This window comes from Pseudomonas sp. AMR01 (assembly GCF_041946035.1).
Lineage (GTDB): Bacteria > Pseudomonadota > Gammaproteobacteria > Pseudomonadales > Pseudomonadaceae > Aquipseudomonas > Aquipseudomonas antarctica_B.
Genome location: NZ_JAUTYR010000062.1, coordinates 1 through 14566, shown reverse-complemented (window position 1 = coordinate 14566; position 14566 = coordinate 1). Strand labels below are relative to the sequence as shown.

The following is a 14566-nucleotide window of genomic DNA, read 5'->3' as shown; positions in this document are numbered from 1 at the left end:
CGCCCGCCCGCCAGCTCCCAACCAACCCCACCCACCCCCACCCCCCCCCCCCCCCCCCCCCCCCCCCCCCCCGCTCCCACAGTTTTGACCGAGTACAACTTTAATACCTCCACATACCGTTGATGGGGGGGAGGGTTCACGCCGTATCAGGCGATCTGGTCCGTTAGGCAAAAGTTGGAAGGCTTCTTGCAATACCGCCTTCAGGACGCTTTCAGGCGTCAAAAGTTTGCTTTAAGGACACGAGGAATACCGGTGGTAGATCGCTCTCAAATGCTCAACACGGCCCGTGGCACCCTGACTGATTTGTCGCGGGGCAATTTGGGTGTGCCGTTGTTGTTGCTGGTGATGCTGGCAATGATGATGTTGCCGATGCCGCCGTTCCTGCTGGATGTGTTTTTCACGTTCAACATTGCCCTGTCGGTGGTTGTGCTGCTGGTGTGCGTTTACGCCCTGCGGCCGCTGGATTTTGCGGTGTTCCCGACCATTTTGCTGATTGCGACCCTGTTGCGGCTGGCGCTGAACGTGGCGTCGACGCGGGTGGTGATGTTGCACGGTCAGGACGGCCATGCCGCCGCGGGTAAGGTGATTCAGGCCTTCGGTGAGGTGGTGATCGGCGGTAACTACGTGGTCGGTATCGTGGTGTTTGCGATTCTGATGATCATCAACTTCGTGGTGGTGACCAAGGGCGCCGGGCGGATTTCCGAGGTGAGCGCGCGGTTTACCCTCGACGCGATGCCCGGCAAACAGATGGCTATCGACGCCGACCTCAACGCCGGCCTGATCGATCAAAACCAGGCTAAATCGCGGCGCCTTGAAGTGGCCCAGGAAGCCGAGTTCTACGGTTCCATGGACGGTGCCAGCAAATTTGTGCGCGGTGACGCCATCGCGGGTCTGTTGATTCTGTTTATCAACCTGATCGGCGGCATGGCGGTCGGCATCTTCCAGCACGGCATGACCTTTGGCGATGCGGGCAAGGTGTATGCCTTGCTGACCATCGGTGACGGTTTAGTGGCGCAATTGCCATCACTGTTGTTATCCACAGCAGCGGCGATCATGGTGACCCGTGCTTCGGGCTCCGAAGACATGGGCAAGCAGATCAGCCGCCAGATGTTCGCATCGCCCAAGGCGCTGGCCGTGGCGGCGGGCATCATGGCGATTATGGGTATCGTGCCGGGCATGCCCCACGTGTCGTTTTTGAGCATGGCGGCCATGGCGGCTGGCGGTGCCTACCTGTTCTGGAAAAAGCAAAACACGGTCAAGGTTCAGGCCCAGCAAGAGATCGTCCGTCAGCAGGAATTGCTGCCATCGCCGGCCCGCGCCCAGGAAACCAAGGAGCTTGGCTGGGATGACGTGACCCCGATCGACATGATCGGCCTGGAAGTTGGCTACCGTTTAATTCCCCTGGTAGACCGTAACCAGGGCGGCCAATTGCTCGCGCGGATCAAGGGCGTGCGCAAAAAGCTGTCGCAGGATCTGGGCTTCTTGATGCCCACCGTGCATATCCGCGACAACCTTGACCTGGCCCCGAGCGCCTATCGCCTGACCCTGATGGGCGTGATTCTCGCCGAAGCCGAGATCTACCCGGACCGCGAGTTGGCGATCAACCCTGGGCAGGTATTCGGCACGCTTAATGGCATTACCGCCAAAGATCCGGCTTTTGGCTTGGAGGCGGTCTGGATCGAAGTCAGCCAGCGCAGCCAGGCGCAGTCACTCGGTTACACCGTTGTGGATGCCAGCACCGTGGTCGCAACGCACCTCAACCAGATTCTGTACAAGCACTCCCACGAGCTGATCGGCCACGAGGAAGTCCAGCAATTGATGGGGTTGCTGGCCAAAGCCTCGCCAAAATTGGCCGAAGAACTGGTGCCCGGCGTACTCTCGCTGTCGCAATTGCTCAAGGTGTTGCAGGCCTTGCTCGCCGAGCAGGTGCCGGTGCGCGACATTCGCAGCATCGCCGAGGCCATCGCCAACAATGCCGCCAAGAGTCAAGATACTGCCGCGCTGGTGGCTTCGGTGCGTGTCGGCTTGTCCCGTGCAATCGTGCAAAGCATTGTAGGCGTTGAGTCTGAGCTGCCTGTTATCACCCTGGAACCAAGGTTGGAACAAATATTGCTCAATAGTATTCAGAAGGCAGGGCAAGGCCAGGAAGAGGGCGTTCTGCTGGAGCCAAGCATGGCTGAAAAACTGCAGCGTTCGTTGATCGACGCCGCGCAACGCCAGGAAATGCAGGGCCAGCCAGTGATTCTGTTGGTGGCAGGCCCGGTCCGAGCGATGTTGTCGCGGTTTGGACGTCTGGCAGTTCCGAATTTGCACGTTTTGGCTTACCAGGAAATTCCTGACAATAAGCAAGTGACTATCGTCGCGACAGTAGGGCCCAACGGCTGAGGTAGTGGGTTATGCAAGTTAAGCGTTTTTTCGCCGCCGATATGCGTCAGGCCATGAAACTGGTACGTGATGAGCTGGGCGCCGATGCCGCGATTATTGGTAACCGCCGCATTGCTGGCGGTGTCGAGCTGACGGCTGCGCTGGATTACACCCCTTCGGCGCTGGCCCCGCGCGTGCCGAACATGGAACTCGAAGACGAGCTGCGCAAGACCGCCTCGCGCATTGTCTCGGCCCAGGCCGAACTGAGCATGCGTGGCGACAGCGATGCCACCACCAATCGCCAGCTGTTCGCCGGCCTGCCGCTGACCGCTTCCGAGCCCTTGGTAGAACCGACTTTCAAAGAACCGCCACGTCCTGCCGCGCCAGCCCCGGCCGCTGCAGTCGACCAGCGCGCGCTGGATTCGATGCGCTTTGAACTCAACGGCCTGCGTGAGCTGCTCGAAGTGCAGCTGGGCTCGCTGGCGTGGACCCAACTGCAAGGCAGCAAGCCGCAACAGGCCAACCTGTGGCGTCGCCTGCAACGCATCGGCCTGTCTGGCCCGTTGTCTCGCGACCTGCTGACGCTGACCGCCGAAGTCGAAGAACCACGCCAAGCCTGGCGCATGTTGCTGGCGCATTTGGCGCGGATGATCGCCACGCCGGAAATCGAACCCCTTGAAGAAGGCGGTGTAATTGCCATGGTCGGCCCCGCCGGCATGGGCAAGACCACCACCCTGGCCAAGCTTGCGGCTCGCTATGTGCTTAAATACGGCGCGCAAAACATCGCGCTGGTGAGCATGGACAGCTACCGCATCGGTGCCCAGGAACAGCTCAAAACGTTGGGCCGTATTCTCAACGTACCGGTGACCCACGTGGACCCGGGCCAGTCCCTGGCCAATGCGCTCGACCCGCTGCTGCGCAAACGCGTGGTGCTGATCGACACCGCCGGCCTGCAAGCCAGTGACCCGGCATTGCGCCTGCAACTGGAAAGCCTGGCCGGGCGTGGCATCAAATCGAAGAATTACCTGGTACTGGCCACCACCAGCCAGAAACAGGTGCTGACCGCCGCATACCACAGCTACAAGCGCTGTGGCCTGTCGGGTTGCATCCTGACCAAGCTCGATGAAACCGCGAGCCTGGGTGAAGTGTTGAGCCTGGCGATCAGCCATGAATTACCGGTTGCCTACCTGACCGACGGGCCGCGGATCCCGGATGATCTGCATCTGCCGCGTCGTCATCAGTTGGTCAGCCGTGCTGTCAGTGTGCAAATGCAAGAAGAGCCAAGCGAGGAAGCGATGGCTGATATGTTCGCGGACCTTTACCACAACCCCGCAAAACGGGTCGGTTGAGAGCAGTGAACGCCGTGAAAAGTATCTACATCGATGGTCTGCAAGCGATTCACGCGGCCAAGCCATGTAGCCTGCGTCTAAGCAAGACAAGGTAAAGAAATAAAATGGGCAGCATGCATCCCGTACAGGTGATCGCGGTGACCGGCGGCAAAGGTGGCGTCGGAAAAACTAACGTGTCAGTGAATTTGTCCCTGGCCCTGGCAGAGCTTGGCCGTCGCGTCATGCTGCTGGATGCTGACTTGGGCTTGGCGAACGTCGACGTTCTGCTGGGGCTGACACCCAAACACACCCTCGCCGATGTGATCGAAGGCCGTTGTGAGCTGCGCGATGTGCTGCTGCAAGGCCCCGGTGGCATTCGCATCGTGCCCGCAGCCTCGGGCACCCAGAGCATGGTGCACCTGAGCCCGGCGCAGCATGCCGGCCTGATTCAGGCATTCAGTGATATTGGCGATAACCTCGACGTGCTGGTGATCGACACCGCCGCCGGGATCGGCGAGTCCGTGGTCAGCTTCGTGCGCGCGGCGCAAGAAGTGCTGTTGGTGGTGTGCGACGAACCGACTTCGATTACCGACGCCTACGCCCTGATCAAACTGCTCAACCGTGACCACGGCATGAATCGCTTCCGCGTGCTGGCCAACATGGCCCAAAGCCCGCAGGAAGGTCGCAACCTGTTCGCCAAGTTGACCAAGGTCACGGATCGGTTCCTCGATGTCGCCCTACAATACGTTGGTGCAGTTCCCTACGACGAGTGTGTGCGCAAGGCCGTGCAAAAGCAGCGTGCGGTCTACGAAGCGTTCCCTCGTTCGAAGTGCGCACTGGCGTTCAAGGCGATTGCCCAGAAGGTCGATACCTGGCCGTTGCCCGCTAACCCGCGGGGGCATCTGGAGTTTTTCGTGGAGCGATTGGTGCATCAAACGAGCGCAGGACCGGTGCTATGACATCCAGCGGCTACAACCTTTACAAAAAGTCGGCACGTGACAGCCAGGGCGAACTGATCGAGCGCTATGCGCCGCTGGTCAAGCGCATTGCCTATCACTTGCTGGCCCGCCTGCCCGCCAGTGTGCAGGTGGAAGACCTGATCCAGGCCGGCATGATCGGCCTGCTCGAAGTGTCGACCAAATACGACGCGAGCAAAGGTGCGAGTTTCGAGACGTATGCGGGTATCCGCATCCGTGGCGCGATGCTCGATGAGGTGCGTAAAGGGGATTGGGCGCCGCGTTCGGTACACCGCAATACGCGCATGGTGAGTGACGCAATTCGCGCAATTGAAGCAAAAACCGGTCGTGACGCTAAAGATCACGAAGTTGCGGCCGAACTCCAATTGAGTCTCGACGATTATTACGGGATTTTGAACGATACCTTGGGCAGCCGCTTGTTCAGTTTCGACGACCTGTTGCAGGACGGCGAACACGAAGGGCTGCACGAGGACGGCGCGAGTGCTCACCTGGAACCGTCACGCGACCTGGAAGACGAACGTTTCCAGGGTGCGTTGGCGGACGCGATCGCCAATTTGCCTGAGCGTGAGCGACTGGTGTTGGCGCTGTACTACGACGAAGAGCTGAACCTCAAGGAAATCGGTGAGGTCCTGGGGGTCAGCGAATCGCGTGTCAGCCAGCTGCACAGCCAATGCGCCGCCCGCTTGCGGGGGCGATTGGGAGAGTGGCGCGCGCGCTGACAGGCAGTGTGGGGACACTGCAGCGCAACTGCTCGAGAGGTTAATCGCCTTTCGCGGCTTCGTTCCGTGGTGCCCCTGGCAGTCCTTTTTGTGTAACGCCTGTTGATTGAAATGGCGCGTCCAGGTGCTGGGCGCGTTTAAGACTGCTTGGAGGTCGAATTGGACAAGAACATGAAAATCCTCATCGTTGATGACTTCTCAACGATGCGGCGGATCATAAAAAACCTGTTGCGTGACCTTGGGTTCACCAACACGGTCGAGGCGGATGACGGCATTACGGCGATTCCGATCCTCAACAGCGGGAGCATCGACTTTCTGGTAACCGACTGGAACATGCCGGGCATGACCGGTATCGACCTGCTGCGCCACGTACGCGCTGACGAAAAGCTGCGCAGCTTGCCTGTGCTGATGGTGACCGCCGAAGCCAAGCGTGAGCAGATCATCGAAGCCGCCCAAGCCGGGGTTAACGGTTACGTGGTCAAGCCGTTCACGGCGCTGGCGCTGAAAGAGAAGATTGAAAAAATCTTCGAACGCATCGGTCATTGAGGCTGCAACGGGGGAGCTATGGCGCATAAAGAAACGTCGCAGGGAGACTTTGAGTCGACCCTGAAAAAGCATGCTCACCAGTTAGTCGACAGCCTTGAAAAAGGCCAGTTCGGCGACGCGGTGCAGTTGATCCATGAGCTCAACCAGACCCGTGACCGCGGCCTGTATCAGGAAGTGGGCAAGCTCACACGCGAGCTGCACAGTGCGATCGTCAATTTTCAGATTGACCCGCATATGCCCCAGGCCGAAGAGATTTCGCAAATCACCGACGCGACCGAACGCCTGTCCTATGTGGTCAGGCTGACTGAAGCGGCGGCCAACCGCACCATGGACCTGGTGGAAAACGCCACGCCTCTGGTCAACGGCATGGCCAACGAAGCCCAGGCCCTGAGTGTTGACTGGGGCCGCTTCATGCGTCGGGAAGTGGGTGCAGAAGAGTTTCGTGAGTTGGCGCGCCGGGTTGAAGGTTTCCTGTCGCGCAGCGAACAGGAAAACCGCACGGTTTCCAGCAACCTCAACGACATTCTGCTGGCCCAGGATTACCAGGACCTCACCGGTCAGGTGATCAAGCGCGTGACCCAATTGGTCACCGAAGTGGAAAGCAACTTGCTCAAACTGGTGCTCATGGCCGGCCAGGTTGATCGTTTTGCAGGCATCGAACATGACCGCGAAGCGATCCTCTCGGAAAAAGATCCACAAAAACATCTCGCCAAGGGTGAAGGTCCGCAGATTCATGCCGATAAACGTGAAGACGTTATGTCAGGTCAGGATGACGTAGATGACCTGTTATCCAGTTTAGGCTTCTAAGGAGCACCCACATGAGCTTCGGCGCCGATGAAGAAATCCTTCAGGATTTCCTTGTAGAGGCCGGCGAAATTTTAGAGCAACTGTCCGAACAACTGGTCGAGCTGGAAAGCCGCCCGGATGATGCGAACCTGCTCAATGCAATTTTTCGCGGTTTTCACACTGTAAAAGGGGGCGCCGGCTTCCTCCAGCTCCATGAGCTGGTGGAGTGCTGCCACATCGCCGAGAACGTGTTCGACATCCTGCGCAAGGGTGAGCGTCACGTTGATTCGGAGTTGATGGACGTGATTCTCGAAGCACTGGATGCGGTCAACGGCATGTTCAGCGAAGTGCGCGAACGTGCACCGATCACTGCCGCCACGCCGGAGTTGCTGGCCGCCCTGGCGCGCTATGCAGAGCCTGCCGACACCGCCGCTGCACCCGTGGCGCCCGCCGCCCCTGAACCGGTGGTGGAAGCTGAAGTCGACGTGACGGACAGCGAGTTCGAGCAGTTGCTCGACTCCCTCAACGCGGTCAAGGCTGAGGCTGAGGCGCCGCGTGCGCCTGTGGCTGCGCCGACCAGTGAAGACATCACGGACGCAGAGTTCGAATCCCTGCTCGACCAGTTGCACGGCAAAGGCCAGTTCGCCGCCGACGCCGTGGCACCTGCCGCTGCGGCGCCAGCACCTGCGGCCCCGGCCAGCACCGACATTACCGATGACGAATTCGAAGCGTTGCTCGACCAACTGCACGGCAAAGGCACGTTTGCTGCCGACGCCTTGCCGCAAGTCTCGGCGACCGCCGCAGCGCCAGCCGCCGCCTCAGCCGCCGCACCGGCACCGGCCGGCGACGGGTTGATCTCTGACAACGAATTCGAAGCCTTGCTCGACGAGTTGCACGGCAAAGGCAAGTTCAGCGAGGTGGCCCCGGCTGCCGCCGCTGCCACGGCTGCACCCGTAGCGGCCAAAGCCGCTGCGCCGGTTGCCGCCAAGCCAGCGCCAGCCCCGGCTGCCGCACAGGCGCCAGCCCGCGCTGCCTCGGCACCGCCGGCGGAAAAACCTGCGACTGAAGCCGAAACCACCGTACGGGTTGATACCGCGCGCCTGGACGACATCATGAACATGGTCGGCGAGCTGGTGCTGGTGCGTAACCGCCTGGTGCGCCTGGGCCTGAACAGTGGCGACGAAGCCATGCAAAAGGCCGTGTCGAACCTCGACGTGGTGACGGCTGACCTGCAAACCGCGGTGATGAAAACGCGGATGCAGCCGATCAAGAAAGTCTTCGGCCGCTTCCCGCGTCTGGTTCGCGACCTGGCCCGTCAGTTGAAGAAAGAGATCAACCTGGAGCTGGTGGGTGAAGAAACCGACCTCGACAAAAACCTTGTCGAGGCCCTGGCCGACCCGCTGGTCCACTTGGTGCGTAACGCCGTCGACCACGGCGTCGAAACCCCGGAAGAACGCGAAGCCTCGGGCAAGTCCCGTGGCGGCAAGGTGATTCTGGCGGCAGAGCAAGAAGGCGACCATATCCTGCTGTCGATTACCGATGACGGCAAAGGCATGGACCCGGCCATTTTGCGCAATATCGCGGTCAAGCGTGGCGTGATGGACAAGGACGCTGCCGACCGTCTGACCGACACCGAGTGCTACAACCTGATCTTCGCCCCGGGCTTCTCGACCAAAACCGAGATTTCCGACGTGTCCGGCCGTGGCGTCGGCATGGACGTGGTGAAGACCAAGATCAGCCAGCTCAACGGCTCGATCAATATCTACTCGACCAAGGGCCAGGGCTCCAAGATCGTCATCAAGGTGCCATTGACCCTGGCGATCATGCCGACCCTGATGGTGATGCTGGGCAACCAGGCGTTTGCCTTCCCGCTGGTCAACGTCAACGAAATCTTCCACCTCGACCTGTCGCGCACCAACGTGGTGGACGGCCAGGAAGTGGTGATCGTGCGCGACAAAGCGTTGCCACTGTTCTACCTCAAGCGCTGGCTAGTGGCATCGGCCAAGCATGAGGAGCAGCGCGAAGGCCATGTGGTGATTCTCTCCGTGGGCACCCAGCGTATCGGCTTTGTGGTCGATCAATTGGTGGGTCAGGAAGAAGTGGTCATCAAGCCTTTGGGCAAAATGCTGCAGGGAACCCCGGGCATGTCGGGTGCGACCATCACCGGTGACGGTCGGATCGCGCTGATTCTCGACGTTCCGAGCATGCTCAAGCGTTACGCCGCACGGCGTATTTGATTCTGGTGGGGCAGGGCGGTATCGCCCGTCCCGCCTAACGGAGTGTTTATGGCAGTCAAGGTCCTGGTGGTGGACGATTCGGGTTTCTTCCGCCGCCGCGTCTCGGAAATTCTTTCCGCCGATCCAACCATTCAGGTGGTCGGTACGGCCACCAACGGCAAAGAGGCGATTGATCAAGCCATTGCGTTGAAGCCTGACGTGATCACCATGGACTACGAGATGCCGATGATGGATGGCATCACGGCTGTTCGGCACATCATGCAGCGCTGCCCGACCCCGGTATTGATGTTCTCTTCACTCACTCACGAAGGCGCCCGGGTCACCCTGGATGCGCTGGACGCGGGTGCGGTGGACTTCCTGCCGAAGAATTTTGAAGACATCTCGCGCAACCCCGAGAAGGTCAAGCAGATGCTGTGCGAGAAGGTGCACAGCATTTCGCGCAGTAACCGTCGCAGCCTGTTCAGCACGCCGGCGCCCGCACCGGTTGCCGCGCCGGCACCGACCACCTCGACGTTTGCCCGCCCGGCACCAACGCCTGCGCCAGTGGCGCGGCCGGCTCCAGCGCCGGTTCGCGCGCCGGCACCGAGCGCCCATTCGCCTGCGCCAAAACGCAAAGCCTACAAGCTGGTGGCTATCGGCACGTCTACCGGCGGCCCGGTAGCCCTGCAGCGCGTATTGACCCAATTGCCGGCGAACTTTCCGGCACCGATCGTGTTGATCCAACACATGCCTGCCGCGTTCACCAAGGCCTTCGCCGAACGCCTGGACAAGCTTTGCAGCATCAGCGTCAAGGAAGCCGAGGATGGCGACATCCTGCGTCCGGGCCTGGCGCTGTTGGCGCCGGGTGGCAAGCAGATGATGATCGACGGGCGTGGCTCGATCAAAATCCTGCCGGGCGACGAGCGCCTTAACTACAAGCCGTGCGTGGATATCACCTTCGGTTCGGCGGCCAAGTCCTACGGTGACAAAGTTCTGGCGGTGGTACTCACCGGCATGGGCGCCGACGGCCGTGAAGGTGCGCGCCTGCTCAAGCAGAGCGGCAGCGCGATCTGGGCGCAGGACGAAGCCAGTTGTGTGATTTATGGCATGCCCATGGCCATCGTCAAGGCTGACCTGGCCGACGCCGTTTACAGCCTGGACGACATCGGCAAACATCTGGTGGAGGCTTGCCTCTGATGGATGTACTGAGCCTGATCGGCATCATCATGGCGTTTGTCGCAATTATCGGCGGCAACTACCTGGAAGGCGGCCACCTCGGCGCCCTGGCCAACGGCCCGGCGGCGCTGATCGTGCTTGGCGGCACCGTCGGCGCTGCGCTGTTGCAGTCACCGATGAGTTCGTTCAAGCGTGCCATGCAGATTGTGGTGTGGATCATTTTCCCGCCCCGCGTTGACCTGCCTGGCGGCATCGACCGCGTGGTCAACTGGAGCCTCACCGCGCGCAAGGAAGGCCTGCTGGGCCTTGAAGGCGTGGCCGATGCCGAACCCGACAGCTACTCGCGCAAGGGCCTGCAACTGTTGGTGGACGGCGCCGAACCGGAAGCGATCCGCAGCATCCTGGAAGTGGATTTCTACACCCAGGAAAGCCGCGACATCAACGCTGCCAAAGTCTTTGAAAGCATGGGCGGCTACGCGCCGACCATCGGCATCATCGGTGCGGTAATGGGCCTGATCCACGTGATGGGCAACCTGGGTGATCCGTCGCAGTTGGGCAGCGGCATTGCCGTCGCCTTCGTCGCAACCATCTACGGCGTGGCCAGCGCCAACCTGTTGCTGTTGCCGGTGGCGAGCAAGCTCAAGTCGATCGCCATGCGCCAGTCGCGTTACCGCGAAATGCTGCTGGAAGGGATCTTGTCGATTGCCGAGGGTGAGAACCCGCGTTCCATCGAATTGAAGCTCCAGGGCTTCATGGATTGATGGGCACTGCACCCAACAATGGGGGGAGGTTCCATGAGCCGTCGCCGCCGCGAGCCTGAAGAACACGTTAACCACGAGCGCTGGCTGGTGTCCTACGCGGACTTCATCACCTTGCTGTTCGCGTTTTTTGTGGTGATGTACTCCATCTCGTCGGTCAACGAAGGCAAGTACAAGGTCGTTTCCGAAGCGCTGCTCGGGGTGTTTTCAGACTCTGAGCGCGCCCTCAAGCCGATCCCGATTGGTGATGAGCGGCCCAAGACCGTGACCCCGGCCAAGCCGCTGGTCAACGACAGCGACGAAACCGCTGCCGGCATCGGTGGCACCAGCGACCCGTTGAAAAGTATTGCCGACAACATCAGCGCCGCGTTTGGCGACCTGATCAAGTCCAACCAGATGACCGTGCGCGGCAATGAGTTGTGGGTAGAGATCGAATTGAATTCCAGCCTGCTGTTCGCCAGCGCCGATGCGATGCCGAGCGACCAGGCGTTTACCATCATCGATAAGGTGGCGGCGATCATCAAACCGTTTGAAAACCCGGTGCACGTCGAAGGCTTTACCGACAACGTGCCGATTGCCACGGCGCAGTACCCGACCAACTGGGAACTGTCTTCAGCGCGCGCCGCGAGCATCGTGCGCATGCTCGCCATGCAGGGCGTCAACCCTGGGCGATTGGCGTCGGTGGGCTACGGTGAATTCCAGCCGGTGGCCAATAACGCCACCGCCGAAGGCCGCGCGCGCAACCGCCGTGTGGTGTTGGTGGTGTCGCGTAACCTGGATGTACGCCGCAGCCTGACCGGTACCGGCACGGCCAATGCAACGCCGGATGCGGCGTTGAAGCGGGCTGGCACACAAACTGCACCACCTGCTGTCAAGCCGTCGGTTCGTCAGAGCGCCGTCAATTCTCCGTCACCGGCCAAATAACTTTATGCACTGTCTCGGTTGCGCCAACGCCTGCCGGGAGGAATCAACTGAATGAGAGTCTGGGCAGTTGCCAATCAAAAAGGTGGGGTCGGCAAGACCACCACTTCCATCGCCCTGGCCGGCTTGCTGGCCGAGGCGGGCAAGCGCGTGGTCGTGGTCGATCTGGACCCTCACGGCTCCATGACCAGCTATTTCGGCTATGACCCGGATGCGCTGGAACACAGCTGCTACGACCTGTTCCTGAACAAGGGCAGTGTGGCTGCCGACTTGCCCGGGCAACTGCTGTTGCCCACCAGCAACGACAGCATTTCCCTGCTGCCGTCGAGCACCGCGCTGGCCACCCTTGAGCGCCAGTCGCCGGGGCAGAGCGGCTTGGGCCTGGTGATCGCCAAGACCCTGGCGCAACTGTGGCAGGAATTCGACTACGCAATCATCGACAGCCCGCCGTTGCTCGGCGTGCTGATGGTCAACGCCTTGGCGGCCAGCCAGCAATTGGTGATCCCGGTACAGACCGAACACCTGGCAGTCAAAGGCCTGGAGCGCATGGTCAGCACCCTGGCGATGATCAACCGTTCGCGCAAACAGGCGCTGCCGTACAGCATCGTGCCGACCCTGTTCGACCGTCGCACCCAGGCGTCGCTCGGCACGTTGCGGGTGTTGCGCGATGCCTACCCCGAGACTATCTGGAATGGCTACATCCCGGTGGACACGCGCTTGCGCGACGCCAGCCGTGCCGGGCTCACCCCGTCGCAGTTCGACGGTAAAAGCCGTGGCGTGCTGGCGTACCGCGCGTTGCTCAAGCACCTGCTGTCGCAGCAGCTTGTGGCGCAGGTGGCGTGATGATCCGTCCCGTTGAACTCAAGACCCGGCCGCAACTGGCGCTGGAATCCTACCTGGATGCCTTGCTGCAGGAGGCGACCGCAGAAGAATTGCCGGAACCGATCCTTGTGGTGGCGCCGGCGGTAGAACCGGACAGCACGCTGGATGAATTCCAGCTGGCGGTGCTGGAAGAACAAGCCCGCGATGCACACGTTGTGGCCGCGCCGGTTGTGGTGCCCATTACGCCTGTGGTGCTGGCGCCGGCGGTAATCGAGCCGGTGGTGGAAGTGCACCTGCCGCCGAACATCACGCCGCCGCCGGTGACCGGCGACGGTCGCCCGGCGTGGGCCGCCGAGCCGTTTGAATGCCTGCTGTTCGACGTCGCCGGGTTGACCCTGGCGGTGCCGTTGGTGTGCCTGGGCTCGATTTATTCGCTGGCCGGTCAGGAGCTGACGCCACTGTTCGGGCAACCGGAGTGGTTCCTCGGCATTCTGCCGAGCCAGGCCGGCAACCTGAAAGTGCTCGACACTGCGCGCTGGGTGATGCCTGACCGTTATCGCGATGACTTTCGCGAGGGTTTGCAGTACGTGATATCGGTGCAGGGCTATGAGTGGGGGCTGGCGGTGCATCAAGTCAGCCGTTCGTTGCGCCTGGACCCAAATGAAATCAAATGGCGCAGCCACCGAGGCCAGCGGCCCTGGTTGGCGGGTACCGTGATCGAACACATGTGCGCATTGCTCGACGTCGCTGAACTGGCCGAGTTGATCGCCAGTGGCGCCGTCAAATCGATGCCGCAGAACAAACGCAGTTGATTGAACAATAAGGGCCGGGCGGTTGCGCGGCCAAACCAGCACACACGCCGTCTCCAACGGCATTTGAAGGGGTCAGTGGTATGAACAATAAATCAGCGTCCGCACAAGGTCTGGATGATCCGATCCTGCAATGGGTCACCTTCAAACTGGACAACGAGTCCTATGGCATCAACGTTATGCGCGTGCAGGAAGTGCTGCGCTACACCGAGATCGCTCCGGTTCCGGGTGCGCCAAGTTACGTGCTGGGTATCATCAACCTGCGCGGCAATGTGGTGACGGTCATCGACACGCGCCAGCGCTTTGGTCTGGCACCGAATGAGGTCAACGACAACACGCGTATCGTGATTATTGAAGCCGACAAGCAAGTGGTCGGGATCATGGTCGACAGCGTGGCTGAAGTGGTTTACCTGCGTCAGTCGGAAGTGGAAACTGCGCCGAACGTGGGCAACGAGGAATCCGCCAAGTTTATCCAGGGCGTGTGCAACAAGAACGGCGAGCTGCTGATTCTGGTTGAGCTGGACAAGATGATGAGCGAAGACGAGTGGTCGGAACTGGAGAATATCTGATTGTTCTTTGAGGCAGCGGTGATTGTCCTGGCGCTGTTATGGGCCGGGACTTTGGCGTTCGTGCTGCGCTATGTGCGCCAGCAACGGGAGTTGGCCGTGCAACAGGCTGAGCGTGATGCTGTGCGTGATCGGCGTTTGGTGGAGTTGGTCAAGCGTGTGGATCATTTTCAGCAGAGTGCGGTGAAAGTGGGGGATGAGGTGCATGAGTTGCGCGCGATTCTTGGGCCTTTGCCGGATAGGTTGGTGCAGTTGGAACAGCGGGATCCTTCGAATTTGTCGTTTGCTCAGGCGGCTAAGTTGGTGGGGATGGGGGCTACGGTGGATGAGTTGACGCAGTCGTGTGGGTTGACTCAGGCTGAGGCGCAGTTGATGAGTAAGTTGCACAAAGGCTGATGGGTGTTTGTGTACATATCCGTTGCTGCGGTAACGGCTGAAATCGGTTCCGCTCTTACAGCGGGTCACTTTTGGCAAACGCCCCAAAAGTAACCAAAAGGTCTTTGCCCCACCACTCGGCACCTCGCTTAGGCTCGGTGTGCCCGCACTCCGGCTTGAATCCGTGGGCCGCCGCGATGGGC

General features: G+C 60.7%; 14 protein-coding genes. All 14 read left to right on the top strand.

Translation table 11 applies throughout. The features are described from left to right. Positions 1 to 270: 270 nt before the first annotated feature. The 14 genes from flhA (at position 271) to Q7C20_RS25860 (ending at position 14384) form a co-directional block, all read left to right on the top strand. Positions 271 to 2385: a flagellar biosynthesis protein FlhA gene (gene flhA / locus Q7C20_RS25925; RefSeq protein WP_375071078.1), complete on the top strand. Its 2115-nt coding sequence runs from the start codon at positions 271 to 273 to the stop codon at positions 2383 to 2385. An 11-nt stretch (positions 2386 to 2396) separates the two neighbouring features. Then, the gene (flhF, locus tag Q7C20_RS25920; protein ID WP_375071077.1) at positions 2397 to 3713 is read left to right on the top strand and encodes a flagellar biosynthesis protein FlhF; all 1317 of its coding nucleotides are present in this window, start codon (positions 2397 to 2399) and stop codon (positions 3711 to 3713) included. A 104-nt stretch (positions 3714 to 3817) separates the two neighbouring features. Next, the gene (fleN, locus tag Q7C20_RS25915) at positions 3818 to 4651 is read left to right on the top strand and encodes a flagellar synthesis regulator FleN (protein WP_339416596.1); all 834 of its coding nucleotides are present in this window, start codon (positions 3818 to 3820) and stop codon (positions 4649 to 4651) included. Next, on the top strand, positions 4648 to 5388 hold the full coding sequence (fliA, locus tag Q7C20_RS25910) for an RNA polymerase sigma factor FliA (protein WP_065909829.1): 741 nt from the start codon (positions 4648 to 4650) through the stop codon (positions 5386 to 5388). Before fleN ends, fliA begins: the two co-directional genes overlap by 4 nt. 171 nt (positions 5389 to 5559) lie before the next feature. After that, positions 5560 to 5934, top strand: a complete 375-nt coding sequence (locus Q7C20_RS25905) for a chemotaxis response regulator CheY (RefSeq protein WP_005790040.1) — start codon at positions 5560 to 5562, stop codon at positions 5932 to 5934. Between the two features lie 18 nt (positions 5935 to 5952). After that, positions 5953 to 6741, top strand: coding sequence for a protein phosphatase CheZ (locus tag Q7C20_RS25900; protein ID WP_375071076.1), 789 nt, complete (start codon positions 5953 to 5955; stop codon positions 6739 to 6741). Between the two features lie 11 nt (positions 6742 to 6752). Then, complete coding sequence (locus tag Q7C20_RS25895) at positions 6753 to 8957, top strand: chemotaxis protein CheA (protein ID WP_375071075.1); 2205 nt, start codon at positions 6753 to 6755, stop codon at positions 8955 to 8957. Between the two features lie 48 nt (positions 8958 to 9005). Beyond that, the gene (locus Q7C20_RS25890; protein ID WP_375071074.1) at positions 9006 to 10133 is read left to right on the top strand and encodes a chemotaxis response regulator protein-glutamate methylesterase; all 1128 of its coding nucleotides are present in this window, start codon (positions 9006 to 9008) and stop codon (positions 10131 to 10133) included. Next, positions 10133 to 10873, top strand: coding sequence for a flagellar motor protein (locus tag Q7C20_RS25885; protein WP_375071073.1), 741 nt, complete (start codon positions 10133 to 10135; stop codon positions 10871 to 10873). Before Q7C20_RS25890 ends, Q7C20_RS25885 begins: the two co-directional genes overlap by 1 nt. Before the next feature lie 33 nt (positions 10874 to 10906). Beyond that, positions 10907 to 11794, top strand: a complete 888-nt coding sequence (gene motD, locus Q7C20_RS25880; RefSeq protein ID WP_348062676.1) for a flagellar motor protein MotD — start codon at positions 10907 to 10909, stop codon at positions 11792 to 11794. 51 nt (positions 11795 to 11845) lie between these two features. Continuing rightward, positions 11846 to 12634 (top strand): ParA family protein, encoded by a 789-nt coding sequence (locus tag Q7C20_RS25875; RefSeq protein ID WP_375071072.1) that lies wholly within the window; start codon positions 11846 to 11848, stop codon positions 12632 to 12634. Beyond that, positions 12634 to 13425 (top strand): CheW domain-containing protein, encoded by a 792-nt coding sequence (locus tag Q7C20_RS25870; RefSeq protein WP_375071071.1) that lies wholly within the window; start codon positions 12634 to 12636, stop codon positions 13423 to 13425. Before Q7C20_RS25875 ends, Q7C20_RS25870 begins: the two co-directional genes overlap by 1 nt. A gap of 80 nt (positions 13426 to 13505) precedes the next feature. Further along, the gene (locus Q7C20_RS25865) at positions 13506 to 13991 is read left to right on the top strand and encodes a chemotaxis protein CheW (RefSeq protein ID WP_375071070.1); all 486 of its coding nucleotides are present in this window, start codon (positions 13506 to 13508) and stop codon (positions 13989 to 13991) included. Beyond that, positions 13992 to 14384, top strand: a complete 393-nt coding sequence (locus Q7C20_RS25860) for a DUF2802 domain-containing protein (protein ID WP_375071068.1) — start codon at positions 13992 to 13994, stop codon at positions 14382 to 14384. It begins immediately after the preceding gene. The last annotated feature ends 182 nt before the right edge of the window (positions 14385 to 14566 follow it).